The organism is Thalassolituus hydrocarboniclasticus, assembly GCF_025345565.1.
Lineage (GTDB): Bacteria > Pseudomonadota > Gammaproteobacteria > Pseudomonadales > Oceanobacteraceae > Venatoribacter > Venatoribacter hydrocarboniclasticus.
Window position 1 is genome coordinate 2,239,782 of record NZ_CP054475.1, and the last position, 23,290, is coordinate 2,263,071.

Here is a 23,290-nt window from a genome sequence, read left to right on the forward strand (position 1 = left end):
CCTTTTCTTTAAAAATGATCATAGATAAGACCCTTTAGGTAGTTTTACCAAGGTATTTTCGTAGTACTTTTACAGAATAAAAGCCCATAATTCCTTGACAAAACCCAGTCTGCACTTAACAAACGGCGTTGACAATGGATTCCTGTAGTTTTTTTACATAATGACCAATTTTTACCACCAAGGTCGTAGAGAGGAATTCAGGAGGCGCAAAAACGGAGAGCGACGCCCAAGCAGTAACACTGCCCGGGCGTCCCGCTGATAGCGGTTAATTGAAGTGATAAACGAGCGCCAGCGACAAACTGCTGCCAGATACCGACACGCCTGACTGAGTTTGCAAATCCAGCAAGGTTGCCGACAGCTCGGAACTCCAGGAACGGCTGAGGTGATAACCCGCTCCCAGGCGCAGGCCATAGCTGGTGTCATACTTCACCGCTGCATTGCCCTGATAATCAATCCAGGGAGCAATCTGGCTGCGGTTGAACTCCGCCCGCAGTCCGGCACTGATATTCCAGTTTTGTGTTGGCCGGTAACCGGCGCCGAGATACAGCATCTGACCTTTTTGCTGCTGATCGTTGACCGTGGTAAAGCGCGCGCCCAGGGTGGCGCGGAGAAAGGACGTAGGATTTAAAGGCACATCAGCGCCGAGATGAAAGTTCACACTGGGTGGGGTTTTAAAGTCCGGATTATCGCTGCTGCGCAGAAAATCCTTACCGTTACTTTCCAGCTCAGAAGACCAGAAAAAGCGTGTACGCTCACTCCATACCTTGTCTATTTCCAGACTGTGCTTCCCTTCAGGCTCATAAGCTGTGAACACTTCTGCCGAATAAAATACCGGAATGATTAATCCCGGAACCGCCCACCAGCGGACACAGGTATCCATTGCTTTCCGGTTGCCCTTATACCCTGCCTTGATGACCAGATAACGGGCTTCGCTATTGAGTATCACATGATGATCCAGTTCCTCATCGCAGGCATCAATATCCGCATAAGAGCTGGTTAACTGAATAACGCGAAAATGTTCATCCAGCACAACAATATCCGGCGCATAGAGTTTTCCGGCTACGGCTTCTACCCTGAAACTGATCTCCTTTTGATAAGGAGTGTCGTCAAGACTGATAGCCACAACCAGATCGGCATCACCCAACCCGGTAAGCGACTGATAAGCAGCGTCCGGAAAGGTATTATTGCTGGTCAGCGAAAAATAGGTCAGATCTGAATAATCTTTATTTCTTCCCGCCTGTGCAGGAATAATGATTAACACCAGCTGAACAAGCAGCAGTATTTTTAATAAGTTTCCGTACATTTTTCATCCATTGAGTGATTTGCCTTAACCGGCCCGAGATTACAACAAATATGGGTAAAGTTATGCAGTATTTCTCATTCCTATTTCTCGTTCCCATGCTCCGCGTGGGAATGCAACGGCGCCAGCAAGGGCTGCCACGCAGAGCGTGGGAGCCAGATAATTTCTCGTTCCCATTTCTCGTTCCCAAGCTCCGCGTGGGAATGCAACTGCGTCAGCAAAAGCTACCACGCAGAGCGTGGGAGCCAGATAAGAGCGTGGGAGCCAGATGTTTTTCAAACAGCCTGTTTCAGCTGCTGAACAACTTGGCCCGCACTTTTTTGCGGTATTCCGCTGGGGTCTGTCCAGCCAGGCGGCGGAAAATCCGGGTAAAATAACCACCGTCGTTATACCCCACAGCGGCGGCGATATCGGCCACACTCAGATTCGAGTTCTGCAGTAAGTCGCGGGCATTGTCACAGCGTAATTTCTGAAGATATTGCGTCGGTGTGGTGCCGGTAACTGCACGAAAGCGCCGGTCAAACTGGCGCTCACTTAATCCGGCATCAGCCGCCAGCTGACTTAACAATAAGGGTTTCTGCACATTTTGCTGCAGCCAGGTTTGCGCTAAAGCGATGACTTCATCGGGGTGCTGATGCGCCTGATCGGCGTAAAAGACTTTTTTCTCGAACGGGTTACGAACCTCCGGTGAAAACTGCTGCTCCACCTGTAAGGCCAGCTCACGGCCATATTGCAGGCCAATAAAATGCACCATTAAATCGGCACCGGAATTCACACTGGCTGCACAATACAACCGGCCATCCTGTGTCAGCAGATGCTGGCGCTGTAATTTTACCTTGGGGTAATCGCGCGCGAACTGATCCAGATAATGCCAGTGCGTGGTGGCCGGCTTGCCATCCAGCAGTCCGGCCTCTGCCAGCAAACAAACGCCGGTACCAATGGCAATAATACTGGCACCGGCGCGATACTGGCGCGCCAGCCAGGCAATGGTATCGGCCTGCTGCGCCAGTTGCGGTTTTGGGTTACGCCACAGTGCTGGCACCACAATTAAATCGGTATGTTCAACTTCATCCAGAATTTTGCCCGGGCGGATCTGAAACCCACCCAGCATGGTCAGCGGCTGTAATTGCTGCGCCACTACGTCTACCTGAAACACCGCACGCGGATCGCGCGCCAGGCGTAATCGCGCCCGTGTGGCCTCCAGCATTTCCAGCGGAATAGCAACACTGGAACTGAGCATCTGGCCCATGGCCAGCAGGGTGACATGACGGATCATTCCGGCTCCTTAAACGGCTCCTTAAACGGCTCCTTAAACGGCTCCTTAAACGGCTCCTTAAACGGCTCCTTAAACGGCTCCTTAAACAGCAAGGGCAACATTCACTTAACAGAGGCTGCAACACTGCTGTGCCCTTTGCTCTGCAATAACGTCTTTTTTGTCATCATATTTGTCCAGACTATCCTAATAGCTAAGCAGAATGCACTCCTACAATGGCCTTATTCCCCATTTGTCCGCCCGGCAGACGTTTTACACCGCCGGGCCTGCGTTATCAGGAGAGCAATCATGAGAAAACTGGCCGTTATTACCGCCTTTGGTGGCATTAACGCTGCGGGCCGCAGTTCGGCACACCACGCCTATAAGCGTCTGGTTCTGGATGAACTCGGCAGCCAGCAGCAACAGGCCACCCTCAACGCTCTGGCACAAAGCATGAATCTGCCACTGAACGGCGATGCTGCCTGGCGTGAACAGATCATCAACGGCACTCTGGTACGCGGCTGGGACAATATGGACTGGGATGCCAGTGCCGTACCTTTTCACCAGCCATTTACCGACAGCGATGGCACGCCCTGCTGGCGTTTAAGCCATAAGCGTCTGGCGGTACAGAGTGCCGGACAAACACCCAAAGGCTTTGACCCGGCGTTACTTTACCCATCGCGTCATCATCCCCGCGGACTGCAGATGGCGGTATATGCCGCCTCCGACGCTCTGGGCCAGCTGGGCATGGACTGGGATGCTATCCGCCAGCGTTTGCAGCCTGACGAAATCGCTGTGTATGCCGGTTCTGCCATGGGCCAGCTCGACAGCAATGGCCACGGCGGCATGCTGCAGTCTTCCCTGCTGGGCAAGCGCACCAGTTCCAAACAATGTGCGCTGGGCCTGAGCGAAATGCCCGCCGATTTTATTAATGCTTACGTGCTGGGCAATGTTGGCGCCACCGGCAGTATGGTCGGTGCCTGCGCGACCTTTTTATACAATTTAAAAGTCGCACTGGATGATATTCTGAGTGGCCGCCGCCGGTTGGTGATTGTCGGTAACAGCGAAGCGCCACTGGTACCGGAGGTCATTGAAGGTTACAGCGCCATGACGGCGTTAATTACCGAACAAAAATTGCGCGATTTAGACGGTTTAAGTGCAGAGCAGACGCCGGATTTCCGCCGCGCAAGCCGGCCGTTTGGCCACAACGGTGGTTTTACCATCGCCGAATCTGCACAATTTTTTGTGCTCTGTGATGATGAATTAGCACTGGAATTAGGCCTGACCATTCATGCCGCGGTAGGTGATGTATTTGTAAATGCCGACGGTTATAAAAAATCCATATCCAACCCCGGTGTTGGCAACTACCTGACCATGGGTAAAGCCATGGCCGAAGCCCGCCGCTGGCTGAGTGAAGATGCCCTGCGTCATGGCTCTTTTGTTCAGGCCCACGGCAGCAGTACGCCAGCTAACCGCACAACAGAGTCGCATATTTTCAGCGAACTGGCCGGCGCCTTTAATATCCAGAACTGGCCGGTAACCGCCGTTAAAGCACACCTCGGCCACTCCATTGCCGCCGCCTCCGCCGACCAGTTATTGATGAGCCTCGGTAGCTGGGCCAACCATATGATTCCCGGCATTACCACGACCACCGAAATTGCCGACGATGTGCACCAGCAGGGGCTGAATATTCTGCTGCAGCACCAGCCGATTAATGCGGATAAAATGCCGCTGGCCTTTGTTAATGCCAAAGGTTTTGGCGGCAATAACGCCTCCGGATTTTTTGTCAGCCCGCAGCAAACTCATAAATTACTGGCACATAAATACGGTCCGCAGCGCTGGAAAGACTATCTGGCACGCAATGAATTTATTCAGCAACAGGCGCAGGATTACGATCAGAATATGACCGCCGGAAAAATCAAACCGCGCTACTGCTTTGGTGAAAATGTGCTGGAACCGCAAGACCTGCAGATTTCTGACAGCGAAATCCGTATTAAAGGCTGGGAGCAGGCCGTCAGTCTCTGACGGCTGCTCGTTTTTGATCGTGCTGTATAAACTTTATTTAAATAATGGTGCGCACTCACTGCTGAGTGCCATAGTTTTTTAATCAGCACCATAAGTAGCAAAAACATTTTTTTAATATCAAGGCCTGTTGCCTCGCAGGGGAACTTATCCCCTTGCCGGCGGGCCGACCCCAGCTTCGAGCTGTGCAGGCCTTTTTCCTCCATTCAGACCACCTCGGTCACGGTAGCGCGGATAATGGGCCATCCATGGCCCTATCCGCTCGCCCTGCATCCATGCAGAAACGTACCGGCTCGGTGCTCTTCATTTCGGCGTCCTGCAGGCGCATTGATTATCCCGCAAAGCGGCTTTTCAGAGCAAACAGATGATCTGAAATTTCATGTCTCAAACACGTTTTCCTCTGGAATACGGCTGAGCGGATTGCTTAAACCGGCGATCGTGCGGCGCCAGACAACCAGATGATTCTGCGGCCTTCAGAGCAAAACCCTGCCCCGGAACAATACAAATTATGGGCGTTTTAAAGCGTCGTTCCGGGGCGAATTGTTTTGCGTGCCACATAATCATTACAGTTGGCTGGATGAAGCCGGACGCGCCGAAAAAGAGAGGATCGGAAGGAGATACCTCTCCTTGCAGGGGGCCAGGGGCTTGCCCCGGAAAGGCGTTTCAGATTGAAGAACAGTAGTCGATGAATGCTGCAGCTTGGAGTAACACAATGTCACTCCAAGCTGTGGGACAGCAGTGGTGCGCCACTACTTTTAAGCATTAAGCAGCGGCAAGCCGTTACAGGTTAAAAATCAAGTAGCGATGCGCCGCGACTCCGGCCATCACACCGGATGCCGACGCCAGCGTGGCATTATGCATTGGCATTGCCGTATCACCGGCGGCAAACACACCCGGCACGCTGGTCTGGCGCATGGCATCGGCAGTGATCATCTGCCCGCTCGGCGCCTCTTCAGTAGCAAGCCCCAATTGCTCAACCAGTGACTGCGCAATCTGAGTTTGCGGCGCCACATAAACGGCGCCGACCGCAATACGGCGACCATCGGCCAGACGCACCGCCGATACCGCATCGCCTTCCCCTCCACCTTCGCCTTCAATGGCCACAATCGGTGTGCGCTCAATGGTTACGCCACGCCGTGTCAGAACCGGCAGAAGGTCATCGTCCGGCTCGAAATCGCCCTGCGTGAAATACGTAGTCGGCCCCCAGTCCGGCAACATCGCGGCCTGCATTGCCGAATGTGCGGAACCGGCCAGAACGGCAATCGGCTGCCCCCGCAGTTCATAACCGTGGCAGTAGGGGCAGTGAATTACGCTTTTACCCCAGCGCTCTTTCAGGCCGGGAATATCCGGCAGCTGATCGGCCACACCCGTCGCCAGAATTAAGGTTCGCCCTTTTACCTCCTGGCCATCGTCACTTTGCAGTACAAAGCCCTCTTCGCTCTTGCGGGCCGCCGTGACGCGGGTCTGACGCAGGCTGACCGTTGGGTAGGCCAGCAGAGGCTCCAGCGCGCGCTGACGTACCTCGGCCGGAGAGACACCATCGAGGGTGAAAAACCCATGGGATGCTTCGGCAAAGCGGTTGCGTGTTTCCCCGGCATCAAGAATCAGCACCTGACGCTGGCCACGGGCCAGTTGCAGCGCCGCCGATAAACCGGCAAAGCTGCCGCCGATGATCAGGCAGTCGTAGATGTCCGGCGTACGGGTCTGAATGTTAAAGGTATGGCTGTTTTGTGGGTGAGTTGCGTGCGTCATGACATTTCCTCCGTCTCATTCACTCACGAAACAATATAAGTTACTTAAGACAAGAGAATCAACTCATGATACTTTTAATGTGTCATGATAAAACCGCGTAGAATATGCGCCATCAGCCATCGCCACTCACATCACGGATACATCATGAGAAAAGACAGCCGCCTGTCACGCATGCTGCACGTACTGGTTCATATGCATTACCAGACCGCTCCGCTGACATCGGACCAGATTGCGCAGATGCTGCACACCAACCCGGTGGTGGTAAGGCGCACCATGGCGATTCTGAAAGCCGCGGGCTATGTAAGCTCGGGCAAAGGCCACGGCGGTGGCTGGCAACTGGCCACACCGCTGGCTGACATTACGCTGCAGGATATTCACCGCGCACTGAAAGAAAGCTCGTTATTTACCATCGGTCTGACCGATGAACACACCGCCTGCCCGATAGAACAGGCGGTAAACGGCGCGATTACCGATGTATTGCAGGAAGCCGAAGCGCTGGTACTGGAGCGCTTCAGCCAGGTGACACTGGATCAGCTGGCCGTGGGATATTCGCCCGACGGCCGCTTGCCCTCAGCTACTGACAAAGCTACTGACAAAGCCACCGACACAGCTGCCGACAAAACAGCCAATCCAGAGTGACAGAAACAGCAAAACTTAAGCGGCCTTAGCCGGTAGTTTTGCCCAGACCTTACCGCGGTGTTCGGCGTAGATATCACGTACCCACTGCAGCGCCGCACTGTCAGCCCATTGCTGAGCCGGGCCAGCCATTTTTTCGCGGAATTCTGCTTCGCCGTAAATCGGATGTTCAGGCGGACAGGCCAGCGGTGCCAGAATAGAAGCTGCGGCAATATCGGCAAACGAAAATGCATCGCCCACCAGATAACGGCATTTCTTTTCCTGCTGCCCTTTTTCTTGCTTCCCTTTTTCCTGTTCCCATTGCTCCAGCTGCTGCAAGCGCTGCTCCAGCCAGCGGATTTCAGCATCAATCAACTGCTCTGCCTGCGTCACCGCACGCGGATAAATACGCAATTTAATTCTGAAGGCCGGTTTAATCAGTGGGTACGCCAGCGTAATAAAGCGCCGCTCCCAGGGTTTTGCAAACTGCGTCCAGATGGTGCGGATTAAGGCATCATGGGCAAAACCCGGCAGATATAAATAACGCGCAATGGGCTTACCAATGGCATCAAAACGCTGCTGAATGGCCAGTATTTCCTGCTGTTTTTCGCTGGGCATACTGTCCAGAGGGCTGTGATGCCCGACCAGCCAGTTAACAATGCGTGGGCTGTCCTGAACGCAGGTTTTACCGCTTTGCAGTAACGGCACCGTGGTCTGCGCGCGCCGACCTTTAAGCCACATCAGCACAGTATGCAACGCCGGCGTCAGCGCAATTTCCTGATAGGGAATCTCTTCATAATCAAGCAGCCAGCGGATTTTCTCACTGTAGTGCGACATATTAATGGTGAATAACGTCAGTGCCCTGTTTGCCATACAACCACTCCGGCAGAAAAGCGCCTATTGTGCGTACGCACAACCGCCGGAGTAAGGTTCAAAGCAGAGAGAATAAAGGCCGGAAAACCCCTGTCGGTGGCGTAGTTAGCAAAAAACTGAAGGCTGACAGGCAATACACTGCCAACAACAAGAGGTTAAAAAAAAGCGCAGCCAAATGGCTGCGCTTTTTCAGATTCGTTTATTCAGCGGAAGGCCGATACTCAGAACGGCACATCATCATCGTAGTTTGGCATGGTCTGCGCGAACTGATCATAATCGCCGCCAGCCGACGGAGCAGAACCTTCAGCACCGGCACGCTCAATACGCCAGGCCTGCAGGCTGGTAAAGCATTTTTCCGGGTTACCCGGCTTGGCCCACAGACGACCGGACAGATTAAAATGCACCACCACCTCTTCGCCAACGCGGTAAGCATCCATCAGCGCACACTTATCTTTCAGAAGCTCCAGCGCGACGTAATTAGGGTACTCCGGCTTCTCGCCATCGCCGGTCAGCTTGATCACAAACTCACGTTTGGTAAAACCATTGGCACCGTAAGAACGGGTTTCGTCGATGGAATGGATGATTCCCTGAGCTTCGAAGTTTTTGGACATGTTACCTTCCTTAATCAATTTGACGCCCATTGTAGGGATGCCGGCAAGCGGTAACAACCTGTCTTAATTCAGACGTTCCAACAGCTCCAGCATCGCCCTATCCGGCCAGATCATGCCCTTGCCTTTGATATTACGCGGCGTATCCGACAGCCAGGCACCAACGCTGCAGCCTGAAAACTCGGCAAATGAGGCTTCATACGGGGTTACCACTCCATAAACATGAAATCGTTCAGTGGGAGTAAATATTGTTGAAAACTCAAACTTCACCCCTTCACTGTCTTGTCTGGTCACATCAGTTCGGGCATCGGAGTAACAAAGCTTATGCCCTGAACTTCTTAAAATTCTCTGCCTGTTCAAAAATCTCTTTATACACTTCGTCTTTATCCACCGGCGGGTAGCCGTGTTTGGCTAACAGCAGGATCAGCCCGACTTTCAGTTCTGCTTTAATGTCTTCGCGCTGGTCCCAGTCGGTAAACTGAGCTTTGTCGTCTACCAGTTCTTTTACTGCTTTGGCGAGGGTCAGCAGCTTGTCTTCGGGGTAGGTAAAGTCATATTTTCGGGCAAGCTTGAGCAAGATGTCATAGAAAGCTTTTTCTTCCAGGTCGATGCCAAGATCAGCGAAAGATTCTTTCTCTTTCTTCAGCGCCTGCAGCAGGTCGACCAGCTCTTCAGAGAAATCTTCCAGTACATCGCTGACCAATATGCTGTCTTCGTTTCGCTCGTTGTAGTTTTCCACCAGTTTGCGGAATTTCTCGCTGAAGTTCATACCCTGAGTTTTGTTGACCTTTTTAAAGTCTTCAATGGCACGGGCGAGCAACTGCTGCAGCAGTTTGATGCGGGTATTGGGCAGTTTGATTTTTTCGATCTTGGCAAGATAGTCATCATCGAAAATATCGACTTCCTTTCCCTGATCCTCGCCCAGCTTGAATATCTCTTCTACGCCGTCGGCTTTCAGTGCTTCTGCGATCATCTCGCGCACCCGGGCATTCATCTGGGCAGTATCCGGCGCATGACCTTTGGTGAGTTTAAATACGATGGAACGCACAGCCAGATAGAAGTGAATCCGATCGCGTTCATCCTGAGTAATGGATTCGGAGCCACTGCAGATATCGAAAGCGGCTTTTAAACGTTTTACCAGCGCCATAAAACGCTTTTCGATCTTGTCGGTAATTTGCACAAACTCCGCCGCCATATTCAGGCAGTTAAGCTGCTCCAGCGGAGTTCCGTTAAAGTAGGGTTTGGTATCGAATTTGTGGAAGATTTTACCCAGTAAATCGAGGTGATCTTTCACCACAATCACCGACTGAGCAATTTCTTCAAAATTCTGCTGGTCGGCTTTGTTGTAGTGTGCCAGCGCCATATTCATCTGTTTTTTGATGCCGATGTAATCCACTACCAGACCTTTTTCTTTGCCTTCAAACTTGCGGTTTACCCTCGAGATGGTCTGGATCAGGTTATGGCGCTGAATCGGTTTATCGACATAAATGGTATCGAGGAAGGGTACATCAAAGCCGGTGAGCCACATATCCACCACAATGGCGATTTTAAAGTTGGATTTGGCATTCTTAAACTGACGGTCCAGTTCTTTACGGTATTCTTTGGTGCCGAGCATCTCATAGAGCTCTTTTGGGTCATCTTTACCGCGGGTCATGATCATCTTGATCCGTTCCATCGGCTTGATCTCTTTGCGTTCCTGCTCACTCAGTTCGCTGCCTTCTTCAGCAATCAGAACCTCATTCCACTGCGGGCGCAGCGCGATTACTTCCTGCCAGAAGCGGTAAGCAATCTCGCGACTGCTGCACACAAACATGGCTTTGCCCTTCAGAGTTGCCGCTTCTTCGATACGTTTTTCATAATGCTCTACAAAATCCTTCGCCAGAGCTTTAATGCGGTCCGGGTCACCCAGTATCGTGTTCATATTGGCCGTGGCTTTTTTACTCTCTTCAATCTGGTAGTCGCTGCTGCCCTGCTCGGCGCATTCGCTGTAGTAGTTTTCTATCTCCTGCAGCTTGTCGTTATCCAGCACCACCTTGGCTGCACGACCTTCATAGACGATACGCACCGTGATTTCATCTTTGACCGACTCGGTCATGGTGTAGCTATCGACGACTTCACCAAACACGTCCAGCGTGGCGTCGATCGGCGTGCCGGTAAAGCCCACAAAGGTGGCGTTAGGCAACGAGTCGTGCAGATATTTAGCAAAGCCAAACGTTTTTCTGACAGTGCCTTTCTTCTGGTCAACAACAACCTTTTGCTCCAGATTAACCTGGCTTCGATGCGCTTCATCAGAAATACAGATCACGTTGCTGCGGTCGGTCAGCAACTCGGTATCTTCGGTGAACTTATGAATCGTGGTCAGGAACACCCCGCCACTGTTGCGGCCTTTTAACAGCTCGCGCAAGTGCGTACGGCTTTCGACACTGATGACATGCTGATCGCCGATATAACCCTTAGCACCGGTAAACTGGCCCGAGAGCTGATCATCCAGGTCGGTACGGTCAGTAATCAGCACAATGGTCGGGCTTTCAAACTCGACGCTTTTCATCAGCAGCCGGGTTAAAAACATCATGGTGTAGCTTTTACCGCAACCGGTAGCCCCAAAGTAGGTGCCGCCTTTACCGTCACCCTCGGGTTTACGGTGGCGCAGAATATTCTGGTACAGCTTATTGGCCGCATAAAACTGCGGATAACGGCAGACGATTTTTTCCTGCCGTTTTGAAGTGTCCGGGAAGTAAATAAAGTGGCGGATTACCTCGCGCAGGCGGGTGTGATCAAACAGTCCCTCTATCATGGTATGCAGGGCGTTAATGCCGTCCTGGCCAATGGTTTCGTTACCATTGACCTTGCGCCAGGTGTAGAAAAACTCATACGGGGCAAACAGTGAACCCATACGCGTGTTCACGCCATCGCTGATCACACACAGAGCGTTGTACTTCATCAGTTCGGGAATATCACGGGCATAACGGGTGGTTAACTGCAGGTATGCATCATGAATGGTGGCTTGCTGGCGAATAGCACTTTTAAATTCGAAAACAACCAGCGGCAGACCGTTGATATACAGAATTGCATCGGGAATGCGCTTTTCTTTACCTTCAATCTCAAGCTGATTTACCACCTTGTAGATATTGCCGTCACCATAACCGGCAGCAGAATCTGCAACCGCTGCCAGTTCACAATCACGTTCGCCTGTCTGCAAGAAGCGCTGCTCCGGTAAGCCGGTGGCGCCTTCCGCCGCCGACGCGCAGCCGGTAGGTGGAGGGTCAATCAACTGCACATAGAGGTCTTTCTTGCTGCGGTCTTCGCGCTTCAGTAAAAAGCCATCCGCCACCAGCTTATGAATGCTGCGGTTCGAGTCGTACAGGTCAGCTGCGGGCAGGCGATCAAGGCGGCTAATCACAGAAACGATTTCGGCCTCGGTAATGCCGTCGGCCTGATAGCGTTTGTTCAGGTAGGCACGCAGATCCTCTTTGATCAGCACCTCATGCGGGGCGCGGTCGAGGGTATTTCCAGCAACGTGCGCATACCCCTGCTGCCCTAATAACTCGATGATGGCTTGTTCTAATGCGGCTTCGTTGAAGTTGCTCAAGTTCCAGTCCCTGTAAAGCTTTTATCCTGCAATCTCATCAAGTCATCGTTTACGCACAGCTGCGACAAAGCCCCAGCCTGGTTACACAGGCGCCACACCTGTGGTGACTGATGGTTGAAAATCCCATAGATTCTGACAACTTGCTCAAAAACGTCAAATGATTCGATGAACTTCCTGATCTCGCCTACCTGACTGGAGAATTTCTCGGTCAGATGTTCGCTTCTGAATTGTGCCATATCCAACCGAGCGCGCCTGATCTGGCCAGCAACCACCGGATCTGAACCCTCATGCGATAAATGTGAGCAAACAAGCAAATCTTCAATCAGCATAACCAACTGCTCAGCCCGCAAATTATTCACACGCATCGACACGAGATATTGTTCCACAAGCCCAGAGAAACTGGCTCTCAAACCATCCTCAGCAATGTCAGGGTTACGGCAGAACTCCCTGAACACCCGGTAGAAGCACAAACCGATAATATCGTTTGCCAGCTTCATTGCACTCATGTCACAAGGCTTGTTCTGCTGACGCCGGTGATGACGCAAAGGCAGCGATACCAGCTCAACAGACTTGCCTGCTATTTCTGTCATATAAATCGCAGATATAAAATCACTGCGCCGGGAGTGACCTCCACTGCCCGTTATCGACATAAGTGGCGCAAGATTCGGCACATCGACCAACAGACCAAGATTCCGGTACAGAGCGATGCCGCCTCTGCGGAACGATGGTTGACCATTTAGCTCTGCCCACTGCTGATGAGTTGCCAGCAGCGGTCGCGTGATATTGGCTTCGTTGTTCAGGTGCGCAATATCTGCCAGAAGATCACCAAGGGAAACAGCATGCCCAGGTGTATTGGCGTTTTGCCAGAGCACCGGAGATTCAAGATGATCACTGCGGGAGGAAGACAGGTCGTAGTAATAATCATCACGGGTGCTCAGCACAGAAAGCTGATAACAATGACTATTTCCCGTCGAGCCAGCAGCATTGCAACCGAGAAACTCATGCAATGAATAATAGGTGTCGAGTAGCTGCGTACGTATTGAGCTATAAAAAGGCAATGCAGGTGCATCAGAGTAAGCAGACACCAGCATGTCAGCCGTTGATTCGCGGCCTAACTTCGCAATCTTGCCAAGAAAATCCAGTTTTTGGGTAATCAGCTGACCATCCTGCAAGGCCAGCGTCTCAAACAGAAGGTCATCATCCAGAATTAAAACGTATTCGGGGCCATCTTCACGCTGAGTCATTTCCCAGCAGAAAAACTGCAGCAGTGTTCTGGAGTGCGCTATCGACTTTTTATGTAGTTCTTCACTGGCATAGATATCCCGGTAAGGAAAACGGAAACGACTCTGCCTCTGCTCCTGCAAGGTAATAACGCGAGTACAAAACAAATCACAAGTAAGCTCACTCACAGCCTGCTGGATTTCGTCCTCATTAACGCCATTAGTAAGCACCACATAATGACAATAACCAGAAAACTGAGGCTCAGCATTAATCTGCGCCGTCAGAGATAACATCTGCTCCCGAACGTTACGCGCACAGGATGATGTCACACCGATCAGCAGCCGGACCGGAGCCTCATTACGAAAAGAGCGCCACTGAATATCCATACAAGGCTCTCTGCTTTCCGGCTCGTATAGATAGCCAAACAACCGCGACGCCCGCTTCAGCGACTGTTCGAATACCTGAGCGCTCATACGCGCTGAATACTTACTGTAAAACCGGTCTAACCCCTGCCGTTTGCTCGCAGAACATAAGGTAACGCGATCACGACCATCCGTATGATGGCACCAGAGAGGCTGCGGATTAACCACAACCGCCAGATCGCGTAACTCACAGCACTCCAATACCCGTATGGCCAGATCTCTGTCCAGAGTACTGCGCATGGACTCATCAAACCCACCCGCCTGCCAGAACACCGTCATATCAATAAAGGTATTGCTTCCCTGCCAACCCGGATTACCAATAAGAAAGCTATCGATCGTTAAATCATCTGCGCTCACACGGGTCAGCTCAGCCTTATCAACCGTTTTACGGTGAAAGCTGGTCACGACAGCCGCAGCTGGCTCTTTACTCTGCTGGCTCAGCCGATAACAGGCCGACAGGTACGATGGATACCACTCATCATCGTCATCCAGAATCGCCAGATACTTCGCAGAAGATCCATTATGCGCCCGGAACGCCGCCTCAGCCCCTGTATTCCAGGCACCCGAGCCGGAGTGCCCCTGTGTACGGTGATTACGGATCACCCGAACACGAAACCAATCATCCGGAATCCCCTGCGGAAACATTTCCGCGAAATAAACCTCACGTACCTTCTCAGCACCGCGTACGATCGCTTCATATTCACGCTCGCAGTTATCGTCATCAACGATGTAAATACATTCAGGATTTACCGCCTGCTGTCCGAACACTGACGGCAGCGCACGTTCCAGAAGCAGACGCGTGCGGCGCTTCGAAGTCGCAATAATGACAACCACCGGAATATTCATAACTGACGTCCTTGTAAAGCACCAATACACAAGGTTGGTTCAGCGACATTCACTGCAGATAACGTCAGACCAAAACGGGTCTCAAGGGCAGCAATCTGATCTTGCCATTCAGGTAAAGAGACCGTCACCACATCCTTGTCCGATTGAAAAATCCTGAGCCGGTCTCGTTTAAGAAAAACAAACGCATCGCCAAGCACCTGCGCACAACGGATACCATCGTCAAAGGGATATTCTGTCGAACCATCAAAGCGATTCTGAATCATCTGCTCAACCTGTTCTTCATCCATCAGCGCCAGCGGAATACGCACAGACAAACTGCAACGCCCTTCTTTTTGCTGATAAATATCCAGCCAGTCGCCGTTACGATAAGAAGAAAACTCAATGCCATACGCCAAATAAGACGAGTCGCTATCAGCAGGAAATAAACGCACGCTCGGCCAGCCATTACCGACGTCGGCAAAATAGCGCTCACCGTCAATATCCAACACCAGCACCCGGTGGCAGTTCTGCCCATTGATAAACGCACTGTGTAGCCGGGCCTTAATTCCCTGCGCAGTCAAACGATCACGGAAAGCCAGTACCTTATCGGAACAGGTGCCACCTGTTGGGGAATCAGCCCCACCGGCATGGCACAAGCCAAGATAAAACAGATTATGGAAAGGCACCATTCTGCACTCATCCAGCATAAGTTGATGAACCCTATCCACCAGAGACGAATAGCCACTCATCGGTGTACAGCCCCCCGCTGGTCAATCAGATCATCAAATACCGGGTAAGCCGAAAAATACGGATGCACCTCCTGCGATGGGTAGCGGCCAGCAAACTGCTCCTGCCAGATTGCCTTCAATGCCTCCCGCTCTGAGTCGTGCTGTTTACGCAGGTGCCCGACTACCCGCTGACGCATACCACTGCCCACATCGCACGAGACTTTTTTGCGCCAGATAATTTCGTCGGGCAGATAGGCTTCCATCGCTGCGCGCAGGATCAGCTTATTCTGTTTTTCAGTCGCTGAGCGTCGATACAGATCGCTATGTGTAAGCCTCATCGCCCAGGCCACCAGATCACGATCCATAAATGGGCAACGGGTTTCTATGCCATGGGCCATGCAGGTTAAATCGACACGGCGCAGTTCTGTATTGCGTAAATCAGTGAGCAGCTGCTTACGGGTTTCTTGCCAGAGCGCGTCCGCTGAAAAATAGTGATACCCACCAAACAATTCGTCAGCCCCCTCACCGGAAAGTACGACCTTAAGGCCATCCCTTCTCGCAGCCTGAGCCAGCAGATAAGTACACAACCCGTTACTGATTACCGATGGGTTAAAGCTTTCCGTGGTGTAAACGAGAGAGCGGATAAGCGCATCCAACTCATCCGCTGTCGGCAGAGGAACAACGCGCAACGCAGGTAAGCCCAGCTTGCCAGCCAATAAGCGAACGTAATATTCATCCGCTGCGCCGCCTGATGAAAGGGTGTAATACACCACATCCCGGCGCTGCGCGTGCACCAGCGCCGCCACAATCGAACTGTCCAGCCCGCCACTGAGAAACACACCAAACGGCTCCTGCGCCACAGGCAAGCGCTTATTCACCGCATTCGTTAACAAGTGGCGCAAGTGACTCAACTTCTCTGCTGGCGGCATTGTTATTCCAGCCTGAGCAGTCAGCGAATTCGTCACCACAGGGGTTAACTCCCCTGTGAACAGGTTAAATTGGCAAACGCCAGAGGGCACTTGCTGAAACTCATCAACCCGATCCAGCGCTTTCAGCTCACTGCTGATAAATAGTTCACTGCCCGAGCGCCCGACAAACAAGGGCTTTTTCCCCAGCGGGTCACGCAGGCAATACACTTGTTGGTTTTTCTGGTCATAAATAACACCGGCAAAAAAACCATCCAATTCAGTAACGGCATTAAGACCCTGTTGCAGCAACAACGCCGGAATCACATGGCAATCATTGTCCGAAGACAATTCCAGTGTGTAGCGGCTGTGCAACGGCACCGAGTTAAATATTTCGCCATTCACGGCGCTGACAAAATCGCCATAAATAAACGGCTGCCCACCCGCCGGGGATGGATCATTAATCGCTAACCGGGCAAAGCCCATAGCCAGCTCACCGTTAAGCCATGTATCACATGCATCCGGCCCGCGATGCCTAAGGCGCTGCAGGCACTCAGGCAAACGCTCAGCAGCGGCTGGCCCAGCCAGCAGAATTACGCCACACATTCGTTGCCAGTGCCGGAGCAGATTCCGGTGAGAGCAATGGTGTTGATCGTCCAGTCCAGAAAAACGTCGAACACAGAAAAGTACTGCTGCAATAACGCCTGGCTCATTGACTCGTTATCACGGTGAATGCGGGCCTGATAATCATTCGGCCCAAACCCCAGATAAAGCGCCGCCGCTGGCAGATTGCTGACCATAGGGCATGGTCCGAATTTGCTCAGGGTGCGGTTTTCACAGCGTCCGGCGCCGGCATACAGTGCGGAATTTAACGACGAGAGCAACTCATCAGCGGCCAGGCCAGATTCGGCCTCGGTCGTTGGTTCGCGATAAAAAATCAGCGGCACGCCGTCGCGCACATAGCCCGTTTCTTCGAGACAGATAAACGCATTCAGCGATCCCAGAATATCTGGCATTAATTCATGAGCGACAGGCGAACCGACTTCTTCTTCACCCTGAATCAGCCACACCAGATCCGGCAGCGGCTCGCCCTGCTGAATACGCGCCTCAAGCACCGCTAACCGCGCCAGCAGCACCGCCTTATTATCGGCAATGCCACGCGCCCATAAACGCTCATCACGCGCGGTCAGGGTAAAAGGCGCTGACAACCACTGCTCAGACTCAGCAATGGCTTCAACATCGTAGTGGTTATACATCACCAGCACAGGGCCAGAGTCTTTCACTCTTCTGGCGATCATCAGCGGCTGGTCTGTCTGTGCTGCGCCATGTACCTCTACCTCAAACCCGATGGCCGCCAATCGCTGCTGCAAGAATGCCACCACGTCAGCATTGCCTTGCGCGTGACCGCTGACCGACTCCATAGCAATCAAAGCGGCAAGGTCCTGCAGGTAAGCGCTGAAATCCAACGGACCAATGCCATGACTAATGCCAGACTCATTCACAACCACGGCGCACCTCCTGATAAAACCCGCCGAATAAATTCATAACCTGTTCTGCGCTCAGATCATTGCCATCATGATCAGTCACTGGCATAAAACCCTCGTGATCATTGGTGTAACTGCACATGGTTTTAAACGCAGGATGCTGACTGAAATACACGGTCAGAAAAGCCCGCTTACACATACTCAGAAACATCACATCACTGAACGGCATCAGATCGCGGCCAATATCAATAAACACCAGGTTGCCGTTGGCATCAGTGCGGAAGTTCTCGGCCTTCACATTACTCAGGCAGACACCGGCCCGATGCATAGCGCGCAAAAAATTAACCATGCACGGCTGCTCACCACCGCGATAAGGCACAGACTCAAAACGCGGATAACTCACAACCAGATACTCACCTTTATGCACATCAAAGCGCGGCACGGGTGAATAATCATGGGAGGCTGCAGCCTTAAGACGCTGAGAAATCTGGCTCAGATGCGTAAACAGCAACATGGTGAAATCGCTGCGATAAAAGACTTTGAAAATCGTCGGGCCGCAAGTAAACACCACCCCCTCAGAGCCCTGCCCCAGCAGCTCAAACGTATAATCATGACACTGCTCTGAAAAACTCTGCTCAAGATAGTGCTCCAGCGTACGCAACGATTCAGATGGCTTACGCCCAACACCACTGAGCTGTATGCCCGAATAGGCGCGATGCTCACGGTCGTGCAACTGCGACAGAAATTGCTGTAACTCAGCCAATGAATCGAGCACACAGATGGTATCGTCCCGGCGCTGATCCAGCGTCAGCGAATTAAGCCGCTGATGCCAGCCCTGATCACCGATGCAGGCAATCGGCTTCTGCATCTGCCAGGCCAGGGCAATCTCAGACAAGGTGCCAGAGCCACCATCCAGTGCGACCACCGCATCACAGGCCGCCATCAGCACCGCATTACGGGCGACACCCAGCCCGGTGGGCAGAGCAATATCAATAAAAGGGTTCGCCTCGGTTTTTTGATACGACGGCAACACACCAATTACATCGCCGGGGCAATAATGAGCCGACTGATGCGCGCCCTGAGCGGCGTACATCATTACCCCGCCCATACCACCGCATATCAAACGGCAGCCGGAATCAACCACCTGCTGGCCAACCTCAAGCGCCAGCTGTTTCTGGCTTTCCGGCAGTGAATTGCTGGCAGAGCCAACGACGGCAATCAATAAACGTTGAGAAGGTTCGGTCATACGAACATCTCGTCCCTGAGAATCATCATGGCTTACAACACCTCAGCCAGCTGTTGCTCAGCGTCCGGGATAGTGACCTGGCCGGACAGGAGTTTGGGGAGAAGGGAGTCGCGTAGGTTGGTTAGCGAAACTGTTTCTTCAGCAAGTAAAAGTAATTTTTGTTGAATAGCTTTTGCCTGCTCATTAAACGCCTTCGCCACGTCATCTGATGGAATCAAAAATGGTATCGGACGAAAGTTCTTCTTGCTGATCTCAAGAAAGGTACTCCCATTTGCCCGGTCCATAATTGCGCCTAAGTTAGCGTGCAGCCAATTCAGCAAATACAGTGGGCCAAAAACTGTGTTGGGCAACAACGCAATCACTCCCTGATTGACCGACACAGGCACATCACTTATCGCCAGATAACCAATAGGTGCACGCGAAGACATCAGTACCGTTCCTTTGGGCAACTGCCCTGAAGAAATTTTATTTACACCGTCATCTGTGAGATGTCGTTCGGTATCCATAAGCACCCATGACGTCAGTTGCGACATGTCCTTTGGGGTGCAGAATGGGTGAACTCCACCCTCCCAGAAGTCAGGATTTTTGGTACTCGGAGTTCCACCACCGGTAGTCTCGATTACATCACCAATGGTTTTCACCTCCCACCCCTCTGGCACCCAGCCCATTTCTTCGGTAAAAACAAAGCGGTCGGGGAAGCGTTGTTGTATCTCAGACGGCAGGCGCTGGTCTGATAAATCAGTTTCAGGCAAGGCCTGTTCTGAGCTGGCGGCGTCGGTGGCCCCTGTGGTTTCGTTGGCGGTTTTGTTGGTCTGCTGGCGCAGCGCTTCGCGTTTGGCTGCGCGGGCCTGCGCTCTTGTTTGCAAGGCGTCGGGAATTTCGTGACCGGCGGCCAGAGCGTTGTCGATCACCGGGTCAAAATCCACAAACCAGCTTTTAAACAGCGCCCGCGCCATGGATTCGAGGGTGGTGTTAATCTGGCGGTTAAGGGCGATTTTGTTGTCGAGGGCCGCGAGGATAGAAACAATTTTGTCCTGTATTTCCAATGGAGGTAAAGACAACTCCATTAACTTTGCAGAGCCTACATTGAAGTGCTGCTGCACAGCGCCTACAAGATGAGCGTTCACGTGGCTGCTAGCGACGGTATTAACGTAATAAGCAAGAAAACGATTATTAATTTCTGGCCCACATCGAACAATCACGAGGTCGGAACAGTTAGCATTTTCCAACCATTGCGGAATAACCGCACATGTTCCCGGCTTCCCTGTGCGAACAATGACGACATCTCCGGGAGCAAGAGCAGATTTTTTTAACCTCTCGTTAAACTCTGGAGAAATGTATTTGATGTCATCCAGATTAACAGTAAAAGGATCGACATTTTTTGATCTGAGAAAAGGTACTCCTGACTCTATATACTCGGATGTCATAGAGCCAACATAGCCAACCGTGATTTCAGAGGCTACTTCTTCTAGTTTTACCTTCCGCCACTCACTCCCCATAACCCAGCCCCTTTAGGTTCTGTTTAATTACGGTATCCAGCTCCTGCGCTTCCGCCATCTGCTGGAACAGGGTTTGGGTGAGTTGCTGCATTTTTTCTTCGAACAGTTCGCCGTCGTCTTCGATTTCGGCGGCGCCGACGTAGCGGCCCGGTGTTAGTACGTAGTCGTTGGCTTTGATGTCGTCCAATGAAGCACTGCGGCAAAAGCCGGGGATGTCGGTGTATGAGTCAGACGTCAGACGTCCGACGTCCGACGAATCAGCAACTGGCTCCCCCCTCCACAGATGATACGTCCGCGCGATTTCGGCAATATCATCGGCGGTCAGTTCTTTATGGATGCGGCTGATCATGCTGCCCATATTGCGGGCGTCGATAAACAGGGTTTCGCCTTGGCGGTTACGATGTTGTTTGCGCCCGTCGCTGAAGGTCTGTGCCTTTTTATTTTTGGTTAAGAACCACAAGCACACAGGTATCTGGGTGGTGTAAAACAGCTGGCCCGGCAGGGCGATCATGCAGTCGACGAGGTCGTTTTCGATGATCTGTTTGCGTATCTCACCTTCGCCTTTGGTGTTGGTGCTCATGGAGCCGTTGGCCAGTACAAAGCCCGCGACGCCGTTGTCGCTGAGCTTGCTGATCATGTGCAGTATCCAGCCGTAGTTGGCGTTGCCGGTAGGCGGGGTTTCGTAACCGGCCCAGCGTGGGTCGTCGGTGAGTTCATCCGGGCCACGCCATTCTTTTAAGTTAAACGGCGGGTTGGCGATGATGAAGTCGGCTTTTAAGTCCGGGTGCTGGTCTTTAAAGAAGGTGTCGGCGGGTACGTCTCCGAGATTGGCGCTGATGCCCCGGATCGCCAGGTTCATCTTGGCCAGCTTGTAGGTGGTGCTGGTCTGTTCCTGGCCGTAGATGGAGATGTCTTTTTTGTTGCCCTGATGGTTTTCAACAAATTTGACCGACTGCACGAACATACCGCCGGAGCCACAACACGGGTCGTAGATTTTGCCGTGATAAGGTTCGATCATTTCGGCCAGCAGGTTAACCACGCACTTGGGCGTGTAGAACTCGCCACCGCCTTTGCCTTCGGTGGCGGCAAAGTTGCCGAGGAAGTATTCGTACACTCGACCGACGATGTCGGTCTCGCTGGCGGAGCCTTCTTCACCAACGATAGTGTCGATGTTGTTGATGGCGTCGATCAGGGCTGCGAGTTTGCTGGCATCCAGCCCTAAACGTGAGAAGTAGTTATCTGGCAGTGCGCCGCGCAGGGCTTTGTTGTTTTTCTCGACGGTGTGCAGGGCGGTGTCGATTTTAACGGCGATGTCGTCCTGCTTGGCGTTTTTGGCGATAAAGTCCCAGCGGGCGTCTTCCGGCAGGTAGAAGGTGTTGGTCATAGTGTAAAACTCGACCATATCAACGTAATCGCCCTGCCCTTCATCGATCATCTGCTGTTTGCGCTGCTCGAATTTATCGCTGATAAATTTGAGGAAGATCAGCGACAGCACCACGTGCTTGTATTCGGACGATTCTACCGAGCCGCGCAGTTTGTCGGCGGTGGCCCACAGGGTTTGCTCGAAGCTTTGTTTTTTGGCGTCTTTTTTTGCTGCTGGTTTGCGGCTGGCTTTCTGTTTGACGTCGTTCTGGTCCGCTGGCGTGCGTGCCATGAGTGATTCCTTAGTGATTGCAGGGGCACTGCGAAAACAGCGGTTGCTTAAACGGCTGTTTCAGTAACACTGGCTAATGCCCATATGTTTTATATTTGGTTGCGTCAGGATGGCTGATTAATTTCCAGCGCTCAGTCTTCTGCGCTCAATCCTCGGCAAAGTAATCCGAGTCTATCGCTTTCACCTGATACGTTTCTTTTACGCTGACGCCCAGGTTGTGTTTGATCATGAGTTCGGCCAGTTGCTTGCCGTCAATCAGTACCACCTTTTTCTCTATCAGCGATACATAATCCAGCGCATCGCGGCTGAAACGACTGGTGGTAATAAACACGCCTTTACGCGCGCGTTTCATTTCCAGTGCGCCAACAAAAGCCTGTATATCCGGGCGGCCTACCGCAGCATCGGTGTAGCGTTTGGCCTGCAGGTAGATGGTTTCCAGCCCGAGCGGATCTTCGTTGATAATGCCGTCGATACCGCCGTCGCCAGTATACTGGGTTGCACTGCCGGAGTCCTTACTCCAGCCGCCATAGCCCATGGCCTGCATCATCTGCACGACCAGCACTTCAAAGAATTGCGGGGTTTGTTTTTTGACCAGTTCGATCAGGTCTTCAGCCAGAGCGCTGTTAAGGGTTTGCCAGGCGGATTTGATCTGTTCATCCGGCGTGGTGTCATCTTCATGCGTTGTTTTGGCTTCATCCGCTGACGCATCGGTTGCATCTTTTACCGGGCGGATAAATTCCAGAAACTCCGGAAACTGCTTCAGATAGCCATTATTGATAGTCTGACCAGACTGCAGTGCCTGCTGACCACGGTCGGTTATCTGCACAAACCCAGGCTTGGGAATGCTGAGCAAACCGGCTTTATGCAGATACGTTCTGGCCCAGCCCAGACGGTTAGAGACCACGGTGCGATTGCCGGAACTGGCAATGGTTTCTGCCCGTTGTTCTTCCGATATCTGTAATGCATTGCAGAGCGGGGTTTTTAACTCAGCCAATGAGTGCACCCGGCCATCGGCAATCTGGGAGACTAATGGCTGCATAAAGGCTTGGTAGTTCGGGATCGGCATTCCGTGTCCTTACAGGCGTTACTGCTTTTGGGCTGTGATTATACTGAGTGTTTCGTCAATGCCTATCCCTGATTTTGGGCGAGTTAATACGGCAACACACTGCCATCCCAGTGCAGCAGGTGGCCGTGTTGCTCAGGTTGTAAATTGAGCAATACGTCTCTGATGCGCTGCGCGGTTTGTTGCGGGGTGTAGAGTTTGCCGGGGGCGATATTCTGCTGAAACGGTGCCG

17 protein-coding genes are annotated in these 23,290 nt (G+C 52.3%); 2 read left to right on the forward strand and 15 right to left on the reverse strand.

Going from position 1 to position 23,290, the window contains the following annotated elements:
• Nucleotides 1–265 precede the first annotated feature (265 nt).
• Both HUF19_RS09840 and HUF19_RS09845 read right to left on the reverse strand, forming a co-directional pair.
• Complete coding sequence (locus HUF19_RS09840) at nucleotides 266–1,303, reverse strand: outer membrane beta-barrel protein (protein WP_260996490.1); 1,038 nt, start codon at nucleotides 1,301–1,303, stop codon at nucleotides 266–268.
• Nucleotides 1,304–1,589: 286 nt separating this feature from the next.
• Nucleotides 1,590–2,576, reverse strand: a complete 987-nt coding sequence (locus HUF19_RS09845) for a GlxA family transcriptional regulator (RefSeq protein ID WP_260996491.1) — start codon at nucleotides 2,574–2,576, stop codon at nucleotides 1,590–1,592.
• 285 nt (nucleotides 2,577–2,861) lie between these two features.
• Here HUF19_RS09845 and HUF19_RS09850 point away from each other — a divergent pair, with 285 nt between their 5' ends.
• Nucleotides 2,862–4,577, forward strand: a complete 1,716-nt coding sequence (locus HUF19_RS09850) for a beta-ketoacyl synthase (RefSeq protein WP_260996492.1) — start codon at nucleotides 2,862–2,864, stop codon at nucleotides 4,575–4,577.
• Between the two features lie 777 nt (nucleotides 4,578–5,354).
• Here the strand turns inward: HUF19_RS09850 and HUF19_RS09855 are convergent.
• Nucleotides 5,355–6,326 (reverse strand): NAD(P)/FAD-dependent oxidoreductase, encoded by a 972-nt coding sequence (locus HUF19_RS09855; RefSeq protein ID WP_260996493.1) that lies wholly within the window; start codon nucleotides 6,324–6,326, stop codon nucleotides 5,355–5,357.
• A 144-nt stretch (nucleotides 6,327–6,470) separates the two neighbouring features.
• Between HUF19_RS09855 and HUF19_RS09860 the strand changes: the two genes are divergently transcribed.
• On the forward strand, nucleotides 6,471–6,965 hold the full coding sequence (locus HUF19_RS09860; RefSeq protein ID WP_260996494.1) for an RrF2 family transcriptional regulator: 495 nt from the start codon (nucleotides 6,471–6,473) through the stop codon (nucleotides 6,963–6,965).
• 15 nt (nucleotides 6,966–6,980) lie between these two features.
• Here the strand turns inward: HUF19_RS09860 and HUF19_RS09865 are convergent, their stop codons facing one another.
• The 12 genes from HUF19_RS09865 to HUF19_RS09920 all read right to left on the reverse strand — a co-directional run bounded on the left by HUF19_RS09865 (nucleotide 6,981) and on the right by HUF19_RS09920 (nucleotide 23,061).
• On the reverse strand, nucleotides 6,981–7,814 hold the full coding sequence (locus HUF19_RS09865; RefSeq protein ID WP_260996495.1) for a glutathione S-transferase N-terminal domain-containing protein: 834 nt from the start codon (nucleotides 7,812–7,814) through the stop codon (nucleotides 6,981–6,983).
• A 221-nt stretch (nucleotides 7,815–8,035) separates the two neighbouring features.
• A complete protein-coding gene (locus tag HUF19_RS09870; RefSeq protein ID WP_225692564.1) occupies nucleotides 8,036–8,425 on the reverse strand; it encodes a DUF3127 domain-containing protein in 390 nt (129 codons plus the stop codon).
• Nucleotides 8,426–8,488: 63 nt separating this feature from the next.
• Nucleotides 8,489–8,635, reverse strand: a complete 147-nt coding sequence (locus tag HUF19_RS09875) for a hypothetical protein (protein ID WP_260996496.1) — start codon at nucleotides 8,633–8,635, stop codon at nucleotides 8,489–8,491.
• A gap of 109 nt (nucleotides 8,636–8,744) precedes the next feature.
• Nucleotides 8,745–12,011 carry a type I restriction endonuclease subunit R gene (locus tag HUF19_RS09880; protein WP_260996497.1) on the reverse strand — a complete coding sequence of 1,089 codons (3,267 nt, stop codon included), beginning with the start codon at nucleotides 12,009–12,011 and terminating at the stop codon, nucleotides 8,745–8,747.
• The gene (locus tag HUF19_RS09885) at nucleotides 12,008–14,500 is read right to left on the reverse strand and encodes a glycosyltransferase family 2 protein (protein ID WP_260996498.1); all 2,493 of its coding nucleotides are present in this window, start codon (nucleotides 14,498–14,500) and stop codon (nucleotides 12,008–12,010) included. Before HUF19_RS09885 ends, HUF19_RS09880 begins: the two co-directional genes overlap by 4 nt.
• Nucleotides 14,497–15,228 carry an arylamine N-acetyltransferase gene (locus HUF19_RS09890; protein WP_260996499.1) on the reverse strand — a complete coding sequence of 244 codons (732 nt, stop codon included), beginning with the start codon at nucleotides 15,226–15,228 and terminating at the stop codon, nucleotides 14,497–14,499. Before HUF19_RS09890 ends, HUF19_RS09885 begins: the two co-directional genes overlap by 4 nt.
• A complete protein-coding gene (locus tag HUF19_RS09895) occupies nucleotides 15,225–16,718 on the reverse strand; it encodes an asparagine synthetase B family protein (RefSeq protein WP_260996500.1) in 1,494 nt (497 codons plus the stop codon). The genes HUF19_RS09890 and HUF19_RS09895 overlap by 4 nt, the downstream gene beginning before the upstream one ends.
• On the reverse strand, nucleotides 16,706–17,620 hold the full coding sequence (locus tag HUF19_RS09900) for a M20/M25/M40 family metallo-hydrolase (protein WP_260996501.1): 915 nt from the start codon (nucleotides 17,618–17,620) through the stop codon (nucleotides 16,706–16,708). The genes HUF19_RS09895 and HUF19_RS09900 overlap by 13 nt, the downstream gene beginning before the upstream one ends.
• The gene (locus tag HUF19_RS09905) at nucleotides 17,607–18,842 is read right to left on the reverse strand and encodes a TIGR00725 family protein (RefSeq protein ID WP_260996502.1); all 1,236 of its coding nucleotides are present in this window, start codon (nucleotides 18,840–18,842) and stop codon (nucleotides 17,607–17,609) included. Before HUF19_RS09905 ends, HUF19_RS09900 begins: the two co-directional genes overlap by 14 nt.
• Before the next feature lie 32 nt (nucleotides 18,843–18,874).
• A complete protein-coding gene (locus HUF19_RS09910; protein ID WP_260996503.1) occupies nucleotides 18,875–20,341 on the reverse strand; it encodes a restriction endonuclease subunit S in 1,467 nt (488 codons plus the stop codon).
• Nucleotides 20,331–21,995 (reverse strand): type I restriction-modification system subunit M, encoded by a 1,665-nt coding sequence (locus HUF19_RS09915; RefSeq protein WP_260996504.1) that lies wholly within the window; start codon nucleotides 21,993–21,995, stop codon nucleotides 20,331–20,333. Before HUF19_RS09915 ends, HUF19_RS09910 begins: the two co-directional genes overlap by 11 nt.
• A 145-nt stretch (nucleotides 21,996–22,140) precedes the next feature.
• The gene (locus HUF19_RS09920) at nucleotides 22,141–23,061 is read right to left on the reverse strand and encodes a restriction endonuclease (RefSeq protein WP_260996505.1); all 921 of its coding nucleotides are present in this window, start codon (nucleotides 23,059–23,061) and stop codon (nucleotides 22,141–22,143) included.
• Nucleotides 23,062–23,290: the final 229 nt, after the last annotated feature.